The sequence below is a fragment of the Nonomuraea sp. NPDC003560 genome, from assembly GCF_042878785.1.
Taxonomy (GTDB): Bacteria; Actinomycetota; Actinomycetes; order Streptosporangiales; family Streptosporangiaceae; genus Nonomuraea.
Window position 1 is genome coordinate 324913 of sequence record NZ_JBIAOF010000008.1, and the last position, 19433, is coordinate 344345.

Sequence of the window (19433 nt, forward strand, 5' to 3'; positions counted from 1 at the left end):
CATGATCAACCTCCTCGCGGTGCTGGGAACCCCCTCATCCTAGCTTCACCGGCGGACGTCGAGCGCTGTCAGCTTCCTCCTGACCGCGTTTCGAGGACAGATCCGGTCGAGCCGGAATACGGTGGGCCGTTGACCATCGGCCAACGCCCGCAAGCCCTACGGAGTCCCTCCATGCGTACCGCAGCGGCAGTCCTCTCCTTCGTGCTCGCCCTCGCCCTTCTCCCCGTCCAACCGGTGACGGCCACTGTGACGGCCACTGTGGCGGCCACCGCCACCACCGCCGCCTCGCCGCTGCCGGGCGGCAAGTCCACCTTCGTCGTCTCGCAGGGCCATCTCCAGGCCGCCTCCCGGCAGAACTGGGTGCGCCTGGGCACGTACCGCTTCGCCGCGAACGGCACGGTGAGCGCCGCCCTGTACCTGTGGTGGCAGCGCTTCCCCAAAGCCAGGCAGCGCACCGGCACCGTGCCCGACCCGAGCTGCACCACCAAGGCCGGCGGCGTCTCGTCGCGGCCGCGCGGCTGCGAGGTGCTCACCGCGGGCGGCTACACGGGCGGCCCGAGCGAGACCCGTACGGGGACGTACACGCTGGCGGGCAACGTGCTCACGATCCGGTGGAAGATCGCCCAGACCTGGACCGAGCAGTGGTACGTGCGCACCTCCCCCGACGGCAAGCTGGCCCGCCTCGACCTCAAGGGCAGCAGCCTGGCCACGCACGGCTACGGCTACGGCAGCAACGCCGCGATCGGCACCCGGCGCGCGATGAGCTCGGTGCGGGCCTTCCCCGGCTCGCTCAGGCAGGACCTGACGAGCTGGGCGAGCGGCACGCTGGTCAACTCGGCGAACCAGCCGTTCGGCCACTCCTCCTTCCGCGCCTGCAAGTCGACCACCTCGTGCCTGACCTACCTGCAGCCGTCCTCGCGGGGGGCGTGCCAGAAGTCGGGCGGCTGCCCCAAGTACGGCGGCGGCACGAAGGCCAACGTCAGCTCCATCCAGTACTACCTGACGACGATCTCCAAGTCCGACCGGCGTGACACGCTGTGGCACTGGTGCACGTGCCTGGCGATGGAGCGGGGCGAGTTCTGCTACACGGGCAACTCGCACGTCAAGCCGCTGATGCAGATCATCGACGACACGGGGGCGTTCCGCGGCTGGGTCGGGGTGGAGGCGTCGTTCTCGACCGGTTCGCGGGCGACGGACATGCTGGCGGTGCTGCGCATCTCCGACTTCCGCTGAGCGCCGCGTCTTCCGCTGAGCGCCGCGTCAGGAGCCGGAGCGCAGGTCCTCGGCGGCCTCCTGGTAGGCGCGGGCGGCCCGGTCGAAGTAGTCGTAGAGCACGTCGAGGTGCTCGGCCGGGTAGCCCGCGAGGATGTCGCCGATCTTCTGCCGGACGGGGGCCATGACCGCGTCGAGCTCGGCGGGCTTGCCGACCGGCTCGACGATCACCTTGCGGCGGTCGTCGGGGGCGGGCACGCGGCGGACGTATCCGGCCTGCTCCAGCCGGTCGATCAGCCGGGTGGTCGGGCCGGTGGTCAGGCCGGTGCGGACGCCGAGCTCGCCGGGGGTCATCGGGCCGGCCAGTTCGAGGATGTTCAGGGCGTACAGGTCGGTGGCGCCCAGGCCGCAGGCTTTGGCGCCGGCGTGGCCGTGCAGCATGACCGCGCTCAGGTAGCGGCGGTAGCGCCGGCCGGCGTCCGACGGGTCGGGGGTGTTCGGCACGCGGTCCTCACTTCCTGTCCTCCTTCTCGGGGAAGATAAATCCTCCAAGAAGTAACTTCTTCTGCGAAGTTACCATGCGGGAGAAGCGCAGGCGTCCCAGCGCGAGCAGGACGAGGGTCGTGAGCACCACGGCGGTCAGCAGCACGGCCAGGTTCAGCGGGGTGCGCAGGAAGCCCAGCGCCACGATCAGCGTGGTCGCGCCGCCGGGCGAATGGGAGCTGCAGGCGGGCGGCGGGATCACAGGGGCCGCGACGGCGGAAGGCGGCCGGGAACGTCTCCGCTGCGATGTCGTCGGCGGCCTGCGGGCCGAGCCGGCGCGGGGACGTCGAGGTGGATCCGCCGGGCGTGGCGGTCGAACAGCGCGGCGCCGTCGCCCGCAGGCCGCGTCGTCGTTCACGGCAGGAACGGAGAGGCCGCGTCATCGTTCGCGGCGGGTGGCTAGGAGGCCGCGGGGGCCGTGCGGTGGAAGGTCAGGGGATGCGGGCCACGGCTCCGTAGTTGCCGGACGAGGCCGGGGCGTCCGCGCAGGCGAGGTCGTCGCCCGCGGGACGCCACTCGGGCACCCACACCAGGCCCGGTTCCAGCAGGTCGAGACCGTCCAGCAGGTCCGCGACCTCGGCGCGGGTGCGCACGTTCAGGCCGGGCAACGTCATGGCCAGCATGCCCCGCACGGCCGGGGCCAGCTCCCCCGGCACGCCGTCGAACGTGATGTGCAGCAGCCCGAGGAAGCTGCCCTCGGGGACGGCGTGCCGCAGCCGCTTGACGACGGTACGGGCGCACTCGTCGTCAAGACTGTGGGCCGACAGCAGCAGCACCGCGATCGGCCGGTCCCAGTCGAGGAACGTCTGCACCACCGGGTCGCCGAGCATCTCGTCCATCTCCCGCACGTCGCCGTCGACCACGCGAACCAGGTCGCAGAAGGGCTCGATGGTGGCCTGGGCCAGCGTCAGGGCCATCGGGTCGCTCTCGACGTACACGACGCGGACGTCCGGGCCGGGCGAGGTCAGGCGGGCCACCTCGTGCAGGCGGCTGCCGCCCGAAGGGCCGTTCGGCACCCCGCTCCCCACGATCATGAATTGGTCCACGCCTTCGACAGCGGCCAAATGACGGATCACCCGCGACAGGTATTCAAGAACGGCACGGGCCGCGGTGGTGGCGACGGGAGTTACTTGATCGAAATGGCGCACCAGGTCTCTGTCGGCGAGGAAGTTGTTCTTCCCGCCCGCGGCGGCGTCAAGTATCCGCGTGATCCTGGCGTGCGCCGTGCCAAGCCTGGCCAAGTTGCGGACAGCACGCTGGCGCATGAGCGTTGCCCCTTTCCCCTCGCCGCCACCCTCTTGCGGTAGGCGATCTTTGGACTTCACTCGTGACTCAGACCATATGTTCCAACAATTCCAGTTAATGACAATGGGGCAGACCGGTTATTTCGGGAAATGTTTGTTACCAGAACTTCCGGGCTAGATCATCAGGCCGCCGTCCGCGCGTAGGATCGGCGGATCGACATGGAGGTGGCCGTGGCGCAGGAGCCTGCCGCACCGCTGGCCGGGATGCGGATCGTGGAGTTGTCCAGCTTCGTCGCCGCGCCGCTCGGCGGGATGACGCTGGCTCAGCTCGGGGCGGAGGTCGTCCGGGTCGATCCGGTCGGCGGCGGGCCCGACGCGCGGCGCTGGCCGCTCGCGCCCTCCGGCCGCAGCCTCTACTGGGCAGGGCTGAACAAGGGCAAGCGCTCGGTCACCGTCGACCTGCGTTCGGCCCGGGGGCGCGCGCTGGTGGCCGACCTGGCCGTCGCGGCGGGCACGGTGCTCACCAACGCGCCGCCACGGGCCGGGCTGTCGTACGAGGAGCTGGCCGGGCGCCGTCCCGATCTGGTGTACGCGCGGCTGCTGGGCCACCGCGACGGCCGTCCCGCTGTGGACTACACGGTCAACGCCGGGCTCGGCCTGCCGTACGCGACCGGCCCCGCGGGCCACGACGGCCCGGTGAACCACGTGCTGCCGGCCTGGGACGTCGCCTGCGGCCTGTACCTGGCCGTGGGCCTGCTCGCGGCCGACCGCCACCGGGCCGCGACCGGCCGGGGACGCCGCCTCGACGTGGCCCTGCACGACGTCGCCCTGGCGACCATGGGCAACCTGGGCTTCCTGGCCGAGGCCCAGCTCCGCGGCGCCGGCCGGCCGCGCATCGGCAACGACCTCTACGGCGACTTCGGCCGCGACTTCGCCACCGCCGACGGGCGGCGGCTCATGGTCCTGGTGCTCACCGAACGCCATTGGCGCGACCTGGTCGCCGCCACCGGGCTGTCGCGCGTGGTGTCGGCGCTGGAGGAGGCGCTGCCCGCCGACTTCCGCTCCGAGTCCGACCGCTACGTCCACCGGGAGGCGCTGGGCGGGCTGCTCGCGCCGTGGTTCGCCGCGCGTACGGCGGCCGAGGCCGAGGAGGGGCTGAAGGGCACGTCGGTGCTGTGGTCGCGGTACCGGACGCTGGAGGAGCTGGCCGCCGGCGGGGCGGCGGCGCTGCGCGCCGAGCCGCTGATGGCCCCGCTCGACCAGCCGGGCGTCGGCCCGCACCTGGCCCCGGGCGGCCCCCTGCTCCTGGACGGCCGCCAGACCCCGCCGTCGCTCGCGCCGGAGCTGGGCGAGCACACCGACGAGGTGCTGGGCGATCTTCTGTCCCTGTCCCCGGCACAGGTGGCCGGCCTGCGCGCGGAGGGCGTGGTCGGCTGACGACGATTTGAACCTGCCCGAAACAAAGGTTACGGGCCTGAAAGATGAGAAGTCGCGGGAGCGCTCCCAAAGAACCGAAATGCCTGTCGAGCTGGACTTATCCGAAGATGGTCAAACTTTCACACAAAAAGCAAGAGGCGGAACGTCTTGCCTCCCGACTCCACGCCAGGTCTTGACATCGCAGGCAGGCCATTTGCGGTCACTCTTCTCCTGCATCGTTCCACCAGCCGTGCCATGACCTCTGAGCTGGACTTTCAGGCGGACACTACTGTTAGTCAGCATGCCCGCAAGTTCCGGTGAGTCCGATATCCGATATTGCGGTGGCCGCCGCCGGGACAGGTGACATACTGCGTTGGGAGCGCTCCCGTGACCCTTCGATGACGCCCACGAGGACCGGTAGTGAACCATCCCGACCCCCTGCTCGACGCCCCGCGCCCCTGGGCCGCCCACATCTGGTGGATCGCCCTGGCCGTCGGCGCGGCCGGCTTCGCCTTCGTCTGGCTGGCCACCCCGCACGCCCGCGAGATCGACGCCGCCTGGCAGCTCGCCGCCAAGCTGCTCGCCTTCGCCTGCCTGTGCTGCGCGATCACGTTCTTCCCCTGGGTGTCGCCGCGCCTGCACTGGCTGCTGTACGCGCCGTTCGTGTTCCTGACCGGCTATCTCATCCCGAGGATCAGCTGGTTCTACTACGGCGACGGCGCGCGGGCCCAGGGCGACGACTTCTACACGCACCTGTACCTGCTGCTCTACCCGGGGATCGTGCTGACGGTCGCCGCCGCGTACCGGATCGGGGGCGGCTCGCCGGGCCGCTGCCTGAAGATCATGGCGAGCGGGGTGCTGATCGTGTTCTCGGGCTTCCTCGACGTGATGTGGCAGGTGGTCAACCCGGTCGAGATCCCCGACCTGATCGACGCCCCGCACATCAACCTGTTCACCGGCGGGCCGATCCCGTTCTGGGGGGCGGTCGTGTTCACGCTGGCGCACGTCCCGGTCGTCGCCGGGATCAACCTGCTGCCCCTGGACCGCTGGATCGGGCGCCTGACCGGGGCCGGCGCCGACCCGGACGCCACCCGGAGGAGGTGACCCCTTGCCGAACAGGCCGGCCGTCGACGTCTCCGTGGCGGCACCCGCGTACAACGAGGCGGACAACATCGCGGCGGCGGTGACGGAATGGCGGGAGTACCTGGAGCGCCACCCGGGGGTGGCCACGTGGGAGATCGTCGTGTGCGACGACGGCAGCTCCGACGCGACCGGGCGGATCCTGCGCGAGCTGCGGGAGGACTGCCCGCAGCTCGTCGTCGTCACCTTCGCGCGCAACCGGGGCGCGGGGGCCGCCATCGCCGCGGCCGTCGCGCGCACCCGGCTGGACTGGGTGGTGCTGCTCGACTCCGACGGCCAGTTCCCGATCGCCAACCTCGACGCGTTCCTGGAGCGCATCCGGGACGGCGGCGGGCCCGCCTTCTCGGGGGCGCGGGTCAGGAAGGCCGACAGCCTGCCGTACCGGTGGGGGTCGGCGGCCAGCGGCGCGGTCAGCAACCTGCTGCACCGCACCCGCTACCGCGACTTCAACTCGATCTTCAAGGTGGTGCGCGGCCCGCTGTTCAGGGCGCTGCCGCTGGAGTCGGCGGGGATGAACTGCTCCACCGAGATCACCGCCCGCGTGGCCGAGCTGGGTCACGTGTGGGAGGAGCTGCCGATCGAGCACCGCGAGCGGGGCGGCGGCAGCCGGGGCTGGCGGTTCTGGCGCGGGGCGCGCGACCGGGCGCTGTTCGTCGGCTACCTCGGGCTGCGCCGCTGGTTGCTGCGCCGGGGCGTGCTGCGGGCGCCGCTCGCGCCGTTCCCGCTGGGCCGCTCCCCGCTGGAGGAGGTGCGATGAGCACCGTGACGAGCCCGGTGTCGAGCCCGGTGTCGAGCCCGGTGTCGGTGGCCCTGTTCGGCGGCGGGCGCGGCGGGGCCGGCATCGCCCGCGCGCTGCTGCGCACCCCGGGGACGAGCCTGTCGCTGCTGGTCAACGGGTACGACAACGGGCTGTCCACGGGCGCGCTGCGCCGCTGGCTGCCGGGCATGCTGGGCCCGTCCGACTTCCGCAAGAACCTGCTGCTGCACCTGGACCCCGGCGATCCGCGCCACACCCTGCTGGAACGCCGGCTGCCGCCCGGCACCACCCCGGCCGACCTGGACGCGCTGATCGGCGACGTCGCCGCGACCGGCCCGGCGGAGGCGGCGCGGGAGCTGCGGGTCGTCGCGGACCGTCTGGCCGCCCGGCCCGGCGGGCTCGACCTGGCCGACTGCGCGCTGGGCAACCTGGTGTTCGCCGGGGCGTACCTGCGGCTGGGCGAGGACTTCAACGCGGCCGTACGGGCGTGCGCGCGCACGTTCGGCTCGCCGGTGCGGCTGCTGAACGTGACCGGCGGCGAGAACGCGTTCCTCGTCGCGCTCAAGCAGGACGGCCGGGTGCTGGCCGACGAGGCCGACATCGTCGCGCCGCAGGACGGCGTGGCCATCACCGGCCTGTTCCTGCTGCGCGAGCCGCTGTCGGCGGCCGACCGCGCCGCGCTGGCGGGCCGCCCGGCCGAGCGGGTGCGCGAGCTGCTGGCCCGCCGGTCCGCCGTGGTCACGCCGAACCCCGAGGCGCTGCGGGCCCTGGCCGAGGCCGACCTGATCGTGTACGGCCCCGGCACCCCCCACTCCTCGCTGCTGCCCAGCTACCTGACCCCGGGCCTGGCCGAGGCCCTGTCCGGGAGCGGGGCCGGGAGCGGGGCCGCGGCCAGGGTGTTCGTCGTGAACGTCGGCGGCGACCACGACGTCCAGGGGCTGACGGCCACCGACCTGGTGGACCGCACGCTGGCCTACCTGGGCGACCCGGGCAACGAGCGGGCCACGATCACGCACGTGCTCAGCGGCCGGGGCGCGGGCGCTCCCGCCGTGCCGGCCCGCGTGCTGGACCGGGGTTCCTGGGCGGGGGCGCGCTGGATCAGCGCCGACCTGGAGGACCCGGCCAGGCCGGGCGCCCACCGCGGCCCGCGTACGGCCGAGGCGCTGCTCGCGGTGCTCGGCGAGGCGCCGCTGGCGCGGGCCGGGTGAGCCGGATGCTGCCCTGGACGGTCTGGCTGTGCGACCTCGACGGCACGCTGGTGGACTCCGCCCCCGCGCACGAGGCCGCCTTCCGCCACGCCCTGGCCGAGCACGCGCCCGGCGCGCTGGAGACCTTCCGCTACGCCGACCACGCGGGCGCGAGCACCGCCGCGGTGGCCGCCCGGCTGACCGGCGACCCGGCGGCGGCCGGCCGGCTGGCGCGGCACAAGCAGCGGCTCTACCGCGGCTACGTCGAGGCGGGCCTGGTGCGGCCGTTCCCCGGCGCGCGCCGCCTGCTGGACGCGCTGGGCGCGGCGGGCCGGGCCGCCTATCTGGTCACGGGCGGCAGCCGGGCCTCGGTGGAGCGGGTGCTGGCCGCGTGCCCGCTGCCGGTGCGCGGCGTGCTGACCGCCGACGACGTGCCGGTGAGCAAGCCCGACCCGGGGTTCTACGCCGCGGCCTGCCGCCGCTGGGGCGTGCGCCCGGCCGCGGCCGTCGCGCTGGAGGACTGCGCGCACGGCGTGGCCTCGGCCGTCGGCGCCGGGCTGGCGACGTTGCACGTGCACACCGCCGAGCCCGCGCCCGGCGCGGTCGCGGCCCCCGACCTGGACCACATCGTGTCCCTGCTGGAGAGGTGATCGGCGAGGTGAGTGAACGGCGGGTGTGCGCGGTGATCCCGGCCGCCGGACGCGGGACGCGGCTCGGCCACGACCTCCCGAAGATCATGATCGGCCTGGCCGACGGCGTCACCGTGTGGGACGTGCTGCACCGGCGGCTGCGCCCGGTCACCGGGCACGTGCACGTCGTGGTGTCCCCGGCGGGCGCGGGCCCGTTCGGCGAGCTGGTGGCGGGGACGCCCGGGGTGTCGGTGAGCGTTCAGGAGCGGCCGACCGGGATGGGCGCGGCGATCTTCGGCGCGGCCGGGCACTGGGCCGGCTACGAGACGATCCTCGTCGTCTGGGGCGACCAGGCGAACCTGTCGGCGCGGACCGTGCGCCGGGTCGTCGCCGCCCATCCGGGCGAGGGGCTGACGCTGCCGCTGGTGCCGATGGAGGACCCGTACGTGGAGTACGAGCTGGCCGGGGGCGAGCTCGTCCGGGTGCGGCAGTCGCGCGAGGGCGAGGGGTGCCGGCCGGGCGGGCTCAGCGACATCGGGGTGTTCTGCCTGGCCACCGCGGGCCTGCGGGAGGCGTGGGAGCGGTACGCGGCGGGCGCGGCGCGCGGCGCGGCCACCGGGGAGGTGAACTTCCTGCCGTTCCTGGCCCATCTGTCGCGGACCGAGGGATGGCCGGTGACGGTCGTGCCGGTGACCGACCCGGCCGAGGCGCGCGGCGTCAACACGGCCGACGACCTGGAGTTCGCCCGGCGGGCGTACGCGCGGTGCACGGGCTGAGGGGCCGCGCGGCGGGCCTGGTCCGGGGGCACCGGTGGGCGGCGGGCCCGACGCTGGTGAGCACGGCGGCCAGCGGCATCGCGGCGGCCACCACGCTGGTCGTCGCGCGCGGCGCGGGGGCGAGCGCGTTCGGCCGGTTCACGGTGGTGTTGTCGATCGCGCTGATCGTCACCGTGGTCATGCTGACGAGCCTGCACTACGTCGTGCTCCAGGAGCTGCCGCGGGCCGCGCCGGGCGAGCGTCCGGCGCTGGTCACGACGGCGCTGGCGGCGACGCTGGCGATGAGCGCCGGGCTGGCCGCGCTGGGCCTGCTGGCCGCCCCGCTGCTCACGCCCGCGCTGAACGTGGACGTCCCGGCGCTGGCCTACGGGCTGGCGCTGGCGGTGTCGATGACGGTCAACCAGCTCGCGGACGGGTTCCTGCGCGGGCTCGGCCGGTTCGCGCTGGTGGCCCGGCTCAAGCTGGCGGTCGCGGTCGCCTACCTGGGCGCCGCCTGCTTCTGCCTGCTGGTGCTGGGGATCAGGGACGCCGGGCCGTACCTGGTCGCGCTGATCGCGACGAACGCGGCGTTCGCGGTGGCGGCGACGGCGGCGGCCGGGGTGCGGCCGCGGGCGTTCTCGGCGCGGCTGGCCCGCTCGCTCTACCGGCACGGCGCGTACGTGACGGCCGTCGCCGCGCTGACCGGCCTGCTGTTCGGCGTGGACGTGCTCTACCTCAACCATTGGGCGGCCCCGGCCGACGTCGGCGTGTACGCGGTCTACAACGGCTTCCCCAAGCGGCTGCTCGGCGTGGTGTTCACCGACGGCGTGCTGCTGGTGCTGCTGCCCGCGATGGCGACCGCCGACAAACCGGCGCTGATGCGGCGGATCGCCCGGCTGGTCCCGGCCGTGGCGGGGGTGACGGCGGTCTTCTCCTTCGCCGCGAGCACGGTGTTCTTCCTGCTGATGGGCGGCGAGTACCCGTACGCGACCGGGCTGATGACGCTGTCGTCCCTGGGCATCGGGGCGCACACGGCGTTCAACCTGTACGCGGTCGCGCTGTCCATGGACGGGGTGCGCGGCGCCCGCGTGCTGATCGGCTGCCTGCTGGCGAGCGCGCCGGTCGCGCTGGCCGTGCCGGCCTGGTGCGTCCGATGGCACGGGGTGGCCGGGGGCCTGGCCGGGTTCGCGCTGGTCAACCTCCTCCTGCTGGCCGTCGTGGCCGTGACGGCCGCGCGCGTCTACCTCAAGGACCTGTCATGAGAATCGCCTGCGTCGTCAACCAGTTCCCGCCCAACGTCACGGCGGGGCTCGGCCGCTACGTCGAGCTGATCACCCCCTGGCTCGCCCGCGGCCACGAGCTCACCGTCCACACGCTCAACGTCGGCGGCCTGCCCGTGGACGAGCGCGTGGACGGCGTCACGGTGCACCGGCCGCGCGTCCGGCTGCCCGGCGCGCGCGGGCGGCGGCTCAACCGCACCCGCCGCGCCGAGTTCCTGCTGCTGGCCGCGCAGGTCGTGGTCAGCGACTGGCGGTACGTGCGGCGGCTGCGCCGCGGCGGGCGGCCGGACCTGGTCGCCGTGCACGACTCGACGAACTTCCTGGCCGCCCTGCTCTGCCACCACCTGCTGCGGCTGCCGGTGGTCCTGCACGTGCACACCACCGAGTACGGGGTGGCGGCGCAGCGCAGCATCCGCGACCCGCTGAACCTGTTCGCGGCGCTGGAACGCCACCTGGCCCGGATCTCGCGACGGGTGGTGGTGGCCACGCCCGAGGTGCGCGAGCAGCTTCTCGCCGCGGGGTGGCGGCGTACGCCCATCGACGTGGTGCCGCTCGGCGGCACGTACGAGCGGGTCGTCGCCGATCCGGCCTTCGACCGGGACGCGCTGCGGCGGGGCGCGGCGGCGCTGCGGCGGCGGCTGGGGTTGTCGGAGCGGGACAAGGTGCTGCTGTTCGTCGGCCGGATCGAACGCCAGAAGGGCGTGTACCAGCTGCTGGAGGCGATGCGGACGGCGTCGGCCGCCGTGCCGGGGCTGCGGCTGCTGATCGTCGGCGAGGGGGACGAGGTGGGCGTCCGGCGCATCGTGGGGGCGACCGGGCTGCGCGGGCGGGTGCTCACCTCGGGCCGGTTCGTCACCGGCCGCGAGCTGCTGGAGTACTACGAGCTGGCCGACGCCTGCGTGTTCCCCTCGCTGTTCGAGCCGTTCGGGCTGGTCGCGACCGAGGCGATGGCGCTGGGACGGGCGACGGTCCTGGGCGACGGCTTCTCCCGGATCTTCCTCGGGGACGACCCGGCGCGGCCCGCGGCGCGGTTCGTCCGGGCCGCCGAGCCGGCCGACATCGCGCGCGGGATCATCGACGTCATGTCGGACGAGGCGCTGCGGCGGTCGCTGGGCGAGCGCGGCGAGCGGTTCGTCCGCGAGAGCCTGAGCTGGGAGCGCGCGGCGGCGGCGACGACCGCGGTCTACCGGGCGGCGCTCAAGCCGCCCGCCTCCTGAAGCCTCAGGCCGGGCCGCCCCGCAGGACGCGCAGGGAGCCGACGGCCAGCCCGGTGACCAGCACCACGTGCACGGCCAGGTGCACGGCCATGAAGTAGGCGGTGAAGGCCGGGCCGCGCTCCCGGTGGACGAACCGCAGCAGCTCCGGATCGGCCACCACGAACCACCCGACCAGCACGACGGGCACCGCGAACAGCGCCGGCGCGAACAGGCCGAGCGGCAGGCAGGCCAGCGCCAGCGCGCAGGCGAGGATCCCGGCCCGGCTGTTGGCGTTCTCCGGCTTGGCCGCGCCCCGCCTGGCCGTGGCCAGTGCGAGCGGGATCAGCGGCAGCGCCCGCCGCCACTGCTCCGACAGCACGGGCAGGAACCGGTGGCCCTCGTCGTGCCGGCCGGCCACGGCGTCGGTCAGCACGATCCGGGTGTGGACGGCCAGGCGGCTGCTGTACTCGACGTCCTCGCAGTCGCGCAGGCTCTCGTCGAGCCGGCCGGCCCGGGTCAGCGCCTCGCGGCGGATGGCGGCCAGGGCGAACACGACGCTGTTGACCTCGCCCAGGTGCCGGCGCCGCCAGTGGACCTGGTGCAGCAGCCGGTACCACTCGACCGGGCCGTCGTCGATCAGCGGCTCGGTGTCGTAGACGCCGTGCACGCAGCCGACGCCCGGATCGGCCTCCAGGATCGCGACGGCATTGGCGACCGCGTCGGGCCGCAGCGCCACGTCGCTGTCCAGGAAGAAGATCACCTCGCCGGTCGTGTGCTCGACGCCGGCGTTCCTGGCCGCCGACACGCCGCGGTTGGCGGGCAGGCGCACGACCCGGCAGCCCAGCTCATCGGCGATGGCCGCCGAGCCGTCGGAGCCGGCGTCGTCGACGACCACGATCTCGTCGGGCAGGCGGGTCTGGGCCAGCACCGACTCCAGGCACAGGCGCAGGGTCCTGGCCGCGTTGTAGCACGGCACGATCAGCGAAACCGTCGTCACGAGCGTTGCCCTCCGGCGAGTTCCCGGTCGCGGTCACCACGGCCCGCGGCCCTGCTCCATGATCTCGCACGGACCCCCGCCTCAGCCAGTCAGGATCCCGCCGAGCACGTCGTCCAGGGTGACGACGCCGAGCACCCGTCCAGACTCGTCGGCGACGGCGGCGAGCTGGGCGCGGCGGGCGCGCATGACGGCCAGCACCTGGGCCAGGGTGGCGGTGGCGGGCACCTGCGGCAGGGCGCGCACGGGCAGCGGCTCGGCGGCGCCGTGGCCGTTCAGCGCGTCCAGGACGTGCAGGTAGCCGCGCAGTTCGGCGGGGTCGGCGCCGTGCACGGGGAAGCGGGAGTGGCCGTGGCGGCCGGCGTACCGTTGCAGGCCGGCGCTGTCGATGGTCTCGGGCACGCTGACGACCTCGCTCATCGGCACCATCACCGAGCCGACCGGGCGGGCGTGCAGGGCGAGGGTGGCGATCAGGCGGTCGCGTTCGTCCTGGCGGAGCAGGCGGTGGCGGCGCGACTCCTCGATGAGCACGGGCAGCTCCCCGGAGGTGTAGACCGTGCGGACCTCCTCGGCGGACGGGACGCGCAGCAGCCGCAGCACCACCCCCGCCATGGCCTTGACCAGCGTCAGCACCGGCCGGGTCGCCCTGGCCAGCACGAACAGCGGCGGCACCAGCCACAGCGCGGCCACGTCGGGCGCCGACAGCGCCAGGTTCTTCGGCACCATCTCGCCGATGATGACGTGCGCGGCCACCACCAGCAGCAGGGCCAGCGCGAAGGCGACCGGATGGACCAGCCGCCCGGGCAGCCCCACGGCGGCCAGCAGCGGCCCGACCGCCCCGGCCACCACCGGCTCCCCGGCCGCGCCGAGCACCAGCGAGGCCAGCGTCACGCCGAGCTGCGCCGCCGCCAGCATGGTCGGGACGGCGTTCATGGCGGCGAGCACGGCCTGCGCCCGCCGCGACCCCTCGCGCGCCCGGGGCTCGATCAGGGTGCGGCGGGCGGAGATGAGCGCGAACTCCGCGCCCACGAAGAAGCCGTTGACGGCCAGCAGCAGCACGATGACCAGCCCTTGGGCGACGCTCACCGGCGCTCCCCCGCCCGGCCCGGCGCGGTGAGCGTGACCTGCTCGATCCGGCGTCCCCGCATGGTCTCCACCCGCAGGACCCACCCGCGCACGGTGACCTCGTCGCCCGGGTCCGGGATGCGGCCGAGCACGGCCAGCACCAGCCCGGCGAGCGTCTCGTAGGGGCCCTGCGGCATGCGGAAGCCGGTGCGCTCCTCGACCTCGTCGGCGCGCAGCAGGGCCGGCAGGCCCACGGAGGCGCCCGGCGCGAGCAGCACGGGCGTGGGCTCGTCGGACTGCTCCTCGGGCAGGTCGTACTCGTCGGCGATGTCGCCGATCAGCTCCTCCACCAGGTCCTCGACGGTGACGACGCCGGCCAGGCCGCCGTACTCGTCGATCACGACGGCCATCTCGGCGCGGGCGGAGGCCAGTCGCTCCTGCACGACCTCCAGCCGCAGCGTCTCGGGCACCTGGAGGGCGGGCCGGGCGATCGCGGCCACCGGGGTCGTGTCGCGTTCGGACGGCGGCACCGCGCAGGCGCCGGGGACGCTGGCGATGCCGAGGATGTCGTCGCGTTCCGCGCCGCAGACCGGGATGCGCAGGTGGCGGCGGCTCCTGGCCAGCTTGAGGAAGTCGGCGACGCTGGTCGTGCCGGGGACGGTCACGCAGTCCGTACGCGGGGTCATGGCCTCGGCCGCGGTCTTGCCGCCGAAGCGCAGGGCCCGCTGGAGCATGGCGGCGGTGCCGGGCTGGAGCACGCCGGCCTCGGCCGACAGGCGTACCAGGAGGCCCAGCTCCTCGGGCGAGCGGGCGGAGGCCAGCTCCTCCTGCGGCTCGGCGCCGAGCCGTCGGACGATCGCGTCGGCCACCGCGTTGCACAGCCGGATCAGCGGCCCGCACGCCGCCGAGAACGCCCGCTGCGGCGGCGTCGCCAGCCGGGCCACCGCGAGCGGCCTGGACAGGGCGGCGTTCTTGGGCACCAGCTCGCCCAGCACCATCTGCGCCACGGTGGACAGCGCGATCGCCAGCACGACCGGAAGCACCGGGACGCCGCCCAGCAGCGGATCGAGCAGGTCGGCGATGGCGGGCTCGGCCACGACGCCGAGCAGCAGCGAGGTGACGGTGATGCCGAGCTGGGCGCCCGACAGGTGGAACGACAGCCGTTGCACCGCGGCCTCGACGCCCTGGGCGCCCCGGTCGCCGTCCTCGGCGAGCTGGCGGACCTGGCCGCGTTCGACGGTGACGAGGGAGAACTCGGCCGCGACGAAGATGCCGTTGGCCAGGATCAGGGCCAGGGCCGCGAGCAGGTGGACGGCGTCGAGGAGCACGTCAGCCCGGGCCCTCGGGTAACGCCGCGGGCGGCCGGTCGTGCTCAGACTCCACGGGCGAAAGCTAGCATCCGGCTCGGGCGTGCGGAAGTCATGACGAACCGCCAGTGATCAGACGTTGCCCATCACGCGCGTCACTTGGATCTCCAGCACCACCCTGGACGGGTTGGGCCGGGGCGGCTTGTAACGGGCGGTGTACCGGCGTTCGGCGTCGGCGACCTGCTCGGGCTCGGTGCGCACCACGGCCCGTCCCTCCAGGGTGGACCAGCGGCGGCCGTCGACCTGGCACAGCGACACCGCCGCGCCGTCCGCGCCGATCAGCCGGGCCTTGCGGGAGGAGCCCGAGGTGATCACGCGGGCGGTCGCGGTGTCCAGGTCGAGGGTCGCGCCGACGGGCACGACGTGCGGGGGGCCGCCGTCGCGGGCGGTGGCGAGCGTGCACAGGTGCCGCTCCCGCCAGAACGCGGCGAACTCCTCGCCCAGCTCGGCCAGGTCCACGATCCTCCTCGGGGTTCCGGGGCCTCGTCGGGCCTCCGGGCGAGCGACATCGTATAGCGGCTGGTGAGGGGGCGGCTCAGGAGGGCGGGCCCTGGCGGGCGTGCGAGGTGTAGATCCCGACCTCGTCGGGGCGGATCAGGCCGTCCTGGATGGCGCAGATGAGCAGTTTCTCCTTGGTCGGCGCGGGCCGGCCGGCCGCCGCGTACTTGACCCTGGCCCGGTCGATGTACTGGCGCACGGTGCGTTCCTTGATGCCCATGCGGGCCGCGACCGACGCCTTCGACATCGACTGGAACCAGAACAGCAGCGCCGCCCGCTCCTTGTCCGACAGCTGGGGGCGGTGGGGGCCCTCGTCCGTGGCGATGGCCTGGGCCATGGGCAGCGTCACGGACGGCCGGTCGGCGGCCACCTCCATGATCGTCTCCAGGCAGGACTCCCGGGTGGCGCGTCCCTTGCCGATGAACGCCGACGCGCCCGCGTCGAGCACCGCCCGGACGATCTCGGGCTCCTCGTGCTCGGAGAAGACGATCACCCGCTGGCCGTCCGCGCACAGGCCGCCCACCCGGTCGGCGACCATCGTGCCGTTGAGGTTGAGGTCGAGCAGCAGCACGTCGGCGGCCACGCCGCGGACCGACTCGATCGTGGGCCCCTGGGCGACCAGCTCGACGCCGCTGCCCGGCCCGAACCAGGAGCGCACGCCGTCCACCACCACCTGGTGGTCCTCGACCAGGGCGACCGTCACGGGCGCTGCCAGATGCTGTTGACCCATACCTCCCCTCCCTGGCGCTGGTAGGTGACCACGACCCCGCTGGGCTCGCGCACCGGCGTGGGGCTGACCGGCAGGTCGTCGTTGTCGGCGACGACGGCCACGCTCACCATGGCCGACATCGCCGACACGGTGACCCTGGCCCGCGAGCGGGCGCCGTCCAGCGCCAGCACGGGCGCCCTGAGCAGATCCTCCCGCACGCCCTCGGGCAGCGCGGGCAGGTTCTCGCCGAACGGCGGCGCGGTCACCAGCACCTGACGCCGCTCGGCCGCGTCGATGCGCTCGCGCAGCGCGGCCACCAGCGCGTCCGGGACGTCCTCGCGCTCGGTGATCAGGCGGCGCAGCCGCATGGCGCCGGCCGTGCAGTCCTCGCGCACGCGCGGGTCGCCGGGGTCGGCGCCGTCGGCGAGCTGCTGGAGCAGCGACTCGGCCACGTCCCTGATGGCGGCGTACCTGCGGATGCGGTCGGCGTGGATGCTCCTGGCCGACTCCCGCCAGGCGTCGTCGGCGGCGAGCCGGCGGGCCAGCAGCACGGCGTCCTCGGCGCGGGCGCGCAGCAGGGCGCAGCCGGCCGTGTAGCCGAGCTGCATGGTGACGCCGCCGACGATGACCACCAGGTACTTGGCGACCGACACCCGGTCGAACGCCCCGGCCACGGCCATCGCGGCCAGCATGACGGCGGCGTTGACGGCCAGGAACGCGCCCAGCTCCGCCCGCCAGCGCGGCCGGTTCCAGGCCAGCATGACGCCCAGCCAGCCGACCGACCCCCATCCCCAGTCGCTGATGCCGAGCAGGTCCTGCGGGCGGCAGGCCACGATCACCGCGACGTCGGCGGCCAGCGCCGCGACCGCCAGGCCGAGGACGCGGTCCGGGCCGCGCGAGGTGCGCGCGAGCGCCAGGCCCGCGATCACGCCGACCCCCGTGTAGACGACCCAGGCGGCCGCGGCGAGCAGCGGCCAGCGGAAGGATCCCCAGCCGGTGACGGTGACGGTGAGGTCGTAGCCGGTGTGCCAGAACCCGGCGATGACGGCCGCGCCGAGCGCGGTGTAGCGGGCGTAGCGCTGGGCGACCTGCTCGATGTCGTCGGTCACGGCCGCCACCACATGCTCACCCGCGTGCCGGTGTCGCCGGAGGAGATCCGGGCGCCGCCGCCGCGCAGCGCGTTCATCGTGTCGAGGATCGAGCCGCGCACGCCGAACCGGTCGGGCGGCAGGCGGTCCTGGTCGAAGCCGTGGCCCGCGTCGGCGACCTCCACCCGGATCTCGCCGTCGTGCCCGCTGGAGACCAGGACGGCCTCGGCCACGCCGGCGTGCAGCGCGACGTTGGCCAGGGCCTCGGTGACGGCGCGGGCGAAGTGCTCGGCGACGTCGCCGGGGACGGTCTGCGGGGTCAGGCGGCGGCGCACGTCCAGGCCGGGCACGCGGCCGGCCACCTCGTCGAGCAGGGCGTCGAGGGCGATGGGGGCGGTCTCGGGACGTGGCCGGTCGCGCAGCTTCTCCAGCGCGGCCAGGTCGGTGCCCACCTGGGAGCGCAGGGTGGGCGACGGCTCGTCGTAGGTGCCGAGGCCGACCATGGTCAGGGTGTGCAGGGCGGTCTCGTGGATGCTGGCGACCTGGCGCAGCTCGTCCTCGCGGCGCAGGCGTTCGACCATGAGGGCGATCTCGGCCCGCGCGCTCTCGCGCAGGAAGGCGTCGGCGGAGGCGGCCGAGCGGCGCAGCAGCGTCATCAGCATCACGATCGCCAGGAGCTGGACGAGGTGGATGCCCAGCGTGCCGGCCACGTCCTGGGACGGCGCGGCGAGCCGCACCCCCGCCAGGTACGCCCCCGCCACGGCCAGCCCGGCCGGCACGGCGATCCGGGGCCGCCAGGTCACCCCGATGACGACGATCGTCATGGTGACCAGCCCCGCGATCCAGCTCGACCCGGCGTCGAACGCCCGGACGGGCACCAGGTGGCGCTGGGCCAGGCAGGCCGCCACGGTGGTCGCCGCGTCACCGGCCACCAGCCAGTGCGGCAGCGGCTCCTCGCCGCGCAGCCGGCGCAGGTAGAGCCCGGTCCACACGAGGCCGGCCGCCAGCGCGGGCGCCAGCCACGCGGCCGAGACCGGCGGGACCGCGCCGAGGCCCGCCGCGACCACCGACACCAGGCCGACGGCGCCGCGCGCGCCCGCGGCGGTACGCGCGACGGCCTTGTCGAGCTGCCGGGTCGCCGAGTCGTACCTCGTGTCGTGCCGCGTGTCGTGTCTCGGGTCGTGTCTGGGGTCGAGCCTCTTGCCGAGACGCGTGGAGCCGGGGTGAGCCATGTGCGATCCGCCCGCGAAGAGAGCACAGGACGGGTCTCACAATATCGACTTTGAACAGGCTTGTTCCTGTCATGACGGTCGGCTGCTTCCATGGCTCTTCCTCGGGGGGCCGGCGGCGCTCCGGTGCGCGTGCGCCGCCCTGCCTCACTGTGGGTCGCGCGGGCCCGGGGCGGCATGACGGCCGATCAGCCGTCGTGCCGCCACGACGGCTGATCGGCCGTCAGTCGCATCCCGCGCAAGAGGGATGTACTGGACAGGTGTCGTCGCGCGCGACGGGAGGGACGATCATGACTGTCTTTTCGATCTCGATTCTGCTCGGCTGCCTGTCGGTGATGGCGGTCCGGGGCCGCCGGGGGGACTGGCCGCCCGGCATGCCGGCGGCACGGCCCAGGCTGGTGACCGCGGGCGGCACGTACGAAGGCTCGCACGGCCACCCGTCCGACGCCTACGTCGTCCAGGAGCGGCTGATCGCGCTGGCCGACGGGCAGGGCGGCACGGAGGTCGCGCACACGGCGGCCGCGCTGGCCCTGGGCGCCGTGGTCGCCGCCCGCCCGCAGCACTCCGCCCGGCGCGAGGAGGACATGGACGAGTGCGCCCAGGCCGCCCACCGCGCCGTCCGGCGGGCCGCGTTGCGCACGCCGTCCAAGCCGGCGCTGGTCACGACGATGGACCTGCTGGTGCTCGTCCCCGGGGAGACGCCGTGCCTGCGCTTCGCCCACGTGGGCAACGGCGCGATCTGGCATTGCGCCAAGGGCGGCAAGCCGCGCCGGCTCACCACGTCGCACTCCTTCGACGACGGGCCGCTGCTGCGCGGGATCGGGCTGGCCTCCACGCTGAACCCCGAGGTCGGCACCGTGCCGCTGCGTCCGGGCGACCGCGTGGCCGTCGTCACCGACGGCGTGCTGAAGGCGCTGGGCGAGCACCGGCTGACCGAGCTGCTGGCCGTCGGCCCGTCCCCGGCCGCCTGCCTGGACCGGCTGTACGACGAGGTGGCCGCCGCGGCGCCCAAGGACGACGCCACGATGGTCGTCGCCGACTTCGTCACCGCCTGACCTCCGGCCGCCTCTGGAACGTGCCACCCGACGCGAAGGCGGGGGCCGGATGGCACGGGGGCGCGCCGG

At 74.3% G+C, this 19433-nt stretch carries 20 protein-coding genes; 10 read left to right on the forward strand and 10 right to left on the reverse strand.

From position 1 onward, the window contains the following. Nucleotides 1–171 precede the first annotated feature (171 nt). The gene (locus ACFYUV_RS30285) at nucleotides 172–1233 is read left to right on the forward strand and encodes a hypothetical protein (protein WP_387673925.1); all 1062 of its coding nucleotides are present in this window, start codon (nucleotides 172–174) and stop codon (nucleotides 1231–1233) included. 27 nt (nucleotides 1234–1260) lie between these two features. Here ACFYUV_RS30285 and ACFYUV_RS30290 read toward each other — a convergent pair whose 3' ends face one another. From ACFYUV_RS30290 to ACFYUV_RS30300, 3 genes are all read right to left on the reverse strand, one after another. Further along, complete coding sequence (locus ACFYUV_RS30290) at nucleotides 1261–1716, reverse strand: MarR family transcriptional regulator (RefSeq protein WP_352354937.1); 456 nt, start codon at nucleotides 1714–1716, stop codon at nucleotides 1261–1263. 7 nt (nucleotides 1717–1723) lie between these two features. Next, complete coding sequence (locus ACFYUV_RS30295; RefSeq protein ID WP_387673928.1) at nucleotides 1724–1957, reverse strand: hypothetical protein; 234 nt, start codon at nucleotides 1955–1957, stop codon at nucleotides 1724–1726. A gap of 229 nt (nucleotides 1958–2186) precedes the next feature. After that, nucleotides 2187–3020, reverse strand: a complete 834-nt coding sequence (locus ACFYUV_RS30300) for an SAM-dependent methyltransferase (protein ID WP_387673930.1) — start codon at nucleotides 3018–3020, stop codon at nucleotides 2187–2189. 210 nt (nucleotides 3021–3230) lie between these two features. Between ACFYUV_RS30300 and ACFYUV_RS30305 the strand changes: the two genes are divergently transcribed. The 8 genes from ACFYUV_RS30305 to ACFYUV_RS30340 all read left to right on the forward strand — a co-directional run bounded on the left by ACFYUV_RS30305 (nucleotide 3231) and on the right by ACFYUV_RS30340 (nucleotide 11380). Continuing rightward, nucleotides 3231–4436: a CoA transferase gene (locus ACFYUV_RS30305; protein WP_387673933.1), complete on the forward strand. Its 1206-nt coding sequence runs from the start codon at nucleotides 3231–3233 to the stop codon at nucleotides 4434–4436. Nucleotides 4437–4835: 399 nt separating this feature from the next. After that, nucleotides 4836–5519: a hypothetical protein gene (locus ACFYUV_RS30310; protein WP_387673936.1), complete on the forward strand. Its 684-nt coding sequence runs from the start codon at nucleotides 4836–4838 to the stop codon at nucleotides 5517–5519. 4 nt (nucleotides 5520–5523) lie between these two features. Continuing rightward, nucleotides 5524–6312 carry a glycosyltransferase family 2 protein gene (locus ACFYUV_RS30315; RefSeq protein ID WP_387673939.1) on the forward strand — a complete coding sequence of 263 codons (789 nt, stop codon included), beginning with the start codon at nucleotides 5524–5526 and terminating at the stop codon, nucleotides 6310–6312. After that, a complete protein-coding gene (locus ACFYUV_RS30320; protein ID WP_387673942.1) occupies nucleotides 6309–7520 on the forward strand; it encodes a 2-phospho-L-lactate transferase CofD family protein in 1212 nt (403 codons plus the stop codon). Before ACFYUV_RS30315 ends, ACFYUV_RS30320 begins: the two co-directional genes overlap by 4 nt. Nucleotides 7521–7525: 5 nt before the next feature. After that, entirely contained in the window at nucleotides 7526–8149 is a 624-nt protein-coding gene (locus ACFYUV_RS30325; RefSeq protein WP_387673945.1) for an HAD family hydrolase, read from the forward strand. Nucleotides 8150–8157: 8 nt separating this feature from the next. Then, the gene (locus ACFYUV_RS30330; RefSeq protein WP_387673948.1) at nucleotides 8158–8904 is read left to right on the forward strand and encodes an NTP transferase domain-containing protein; all 747 of its coding nucleotides are present in this window, start codon (nucleotides 8158–8160) and stop codon (nucleotides 8902–8904) included. Further along, on the forward strand, nucleotides 8892–10145 hold the full coding sequence (locus ACFYUV_RS30335) for a lipopolysaccharide biosynthesis protein (protein ID WP_387673951.1): 1254 nt from the start codon (nucleotides 8892–8894) through the stop codon (nucleotides 10143–10145). Before ACFYUV_RS30330 ends, ACFYUV_RS30335 begins: the two co-directional genes overlap by 13 nt. Next, the gene (locus ACFYUV_RS30340; protein WP_387673954.1) at nucleotides 10142–11380 is read left to right on the forward strand and encodes a glycosyltransferase family 4 protein; all 1239 of its coding nucleotides are present in this window, start codon (nucleotides 10142–10144) and stop codon (nucleotides 11378–11380) included. The genes ACFYUV_RS30335 and ACFYUV_RS30340 overlap by 4 nt, the downstream gene beginning before the upstream one ends. 4 nt (nucleotides 11381–11384) lie before the next feature. Here ACFYUV_RS30340 and ACFYUV_RS30345 read toward each other — a convergent pair whose 3' ends face one another. The 7 genes from ACFYUV_RS30345 to ACFYUV_RS30375 form a co-directional block, all read right to left on the reverse strand. Beyond that, nucleotides 11385–12356: a glycosyltransferase family 2 protein gene (locus ACFYUV_RS30345; RefSeq protein WP_387673957.1), complete on the reverse strand. Its 972-nt coding sequence runs from the start codon at nucleotides 12354–12356 to the stop codon at nucleotides 11385–11387. Between the two features lie 81 nt (nucleotides 12357–12437). Continuing rightward, nucleotides 12438–13439 (reverse strand): hemolysin family protein, encoded by a 1002-nt coding sequence (locus tag ACFYUV_RS30350; protein WP_387673960.1) that lies wholly within the window; start codon nucleotides 13437–13439, stop codon nucleotides 12438–12440. Continuing rightward, nucleotides 13436–14746, reverse strand: a complete 1311-nt coding sequence (locus ACFYUV_RS30355) for a hemolysin family protein (protein WP_387673963.1) — start codon at nucleotides 14744–14746, stop codon at nucleotides 13436–13438. Before ACFYUV_RS30355 ends, ACFYUV_RS30350 begins: the two co-directional genes overlap by 4 nt. A 111-nt stretch (nucleotides 14747–14857) precedes the next feature. Continuing rightward, nucleotides 14858–15244 carry a pyridoxamine 5'-phosphate oxidase family protein gene (locus tag ACFYUV_RS30360; protein ID WP_387673966.1) on the reverse strand — a complete coding sequence of 129 codons (387 nt, stop codon included), beginning with the start codon at nucleotides 15242–15244 and terminating at the stop codon, nucleotides 14858–14860. Between the two features lie 76 nt (nucleotides 15245–15320). Beyond that, entirely contained in the window at nucleotides 15321–16013 is a 693-nt protein-coding gene (locus ACFYUV_RS30365; protein WP_364338633.1) for a sigma factor-like helix-turn-helix DNA-binding protein, read from the reverse strand. Next, nucleotides 15983–17101: a hypothetical protein gene (locus ACFYUV_RS30370; RefSeq protein WP_387673969.1), complete on the reverse strand. Its 1119-nt coding sequence runs from the start codon at nucleotides 17099–17101 to the stop codon at nucleotides 15983–15985. The genes ACFYUV_RS30365 and ACFYUV_RS30370 overlap by 31 nt, the downstream gene beginning before the upstream one ends. Continuing rightward, the gene (locus ACFYUV_RS30375; protein ID WP_387673972.1) at nucleotides 17098–18312 is read right to left on the reverse strand and encodes a sensor histidine kinase; all 1215 of its coding nucleotides are present in this window, start codon (nucleotides 18310–18312) and stop codon (nucleotides 17098–17100) included. The genes ACFYUV_RS30370 and ACFYUV_RS30375 overlap by 4 nt, the downstream gene beginning before the upstream one ends. 287 nt (nucleotides 18313–18599) lie before the next feature. Between ACFYUV_RS30375 and ACFYUV_RS30380 the strand changes: the two genes are divergently transcribed. Continuing rightward, a complete protein-coding gene (locus ACFYUV_RS30380) occupies nucleotides 18600–19364 on the forward strand; it encodes a PP2C family protein-serine/threonine phosphatase (protein ID WP_387673975.1) in 765 nt (254 codons plus the stop codon). Nucleotides 19365–19433: the final 69 nt, after the last annotated feature.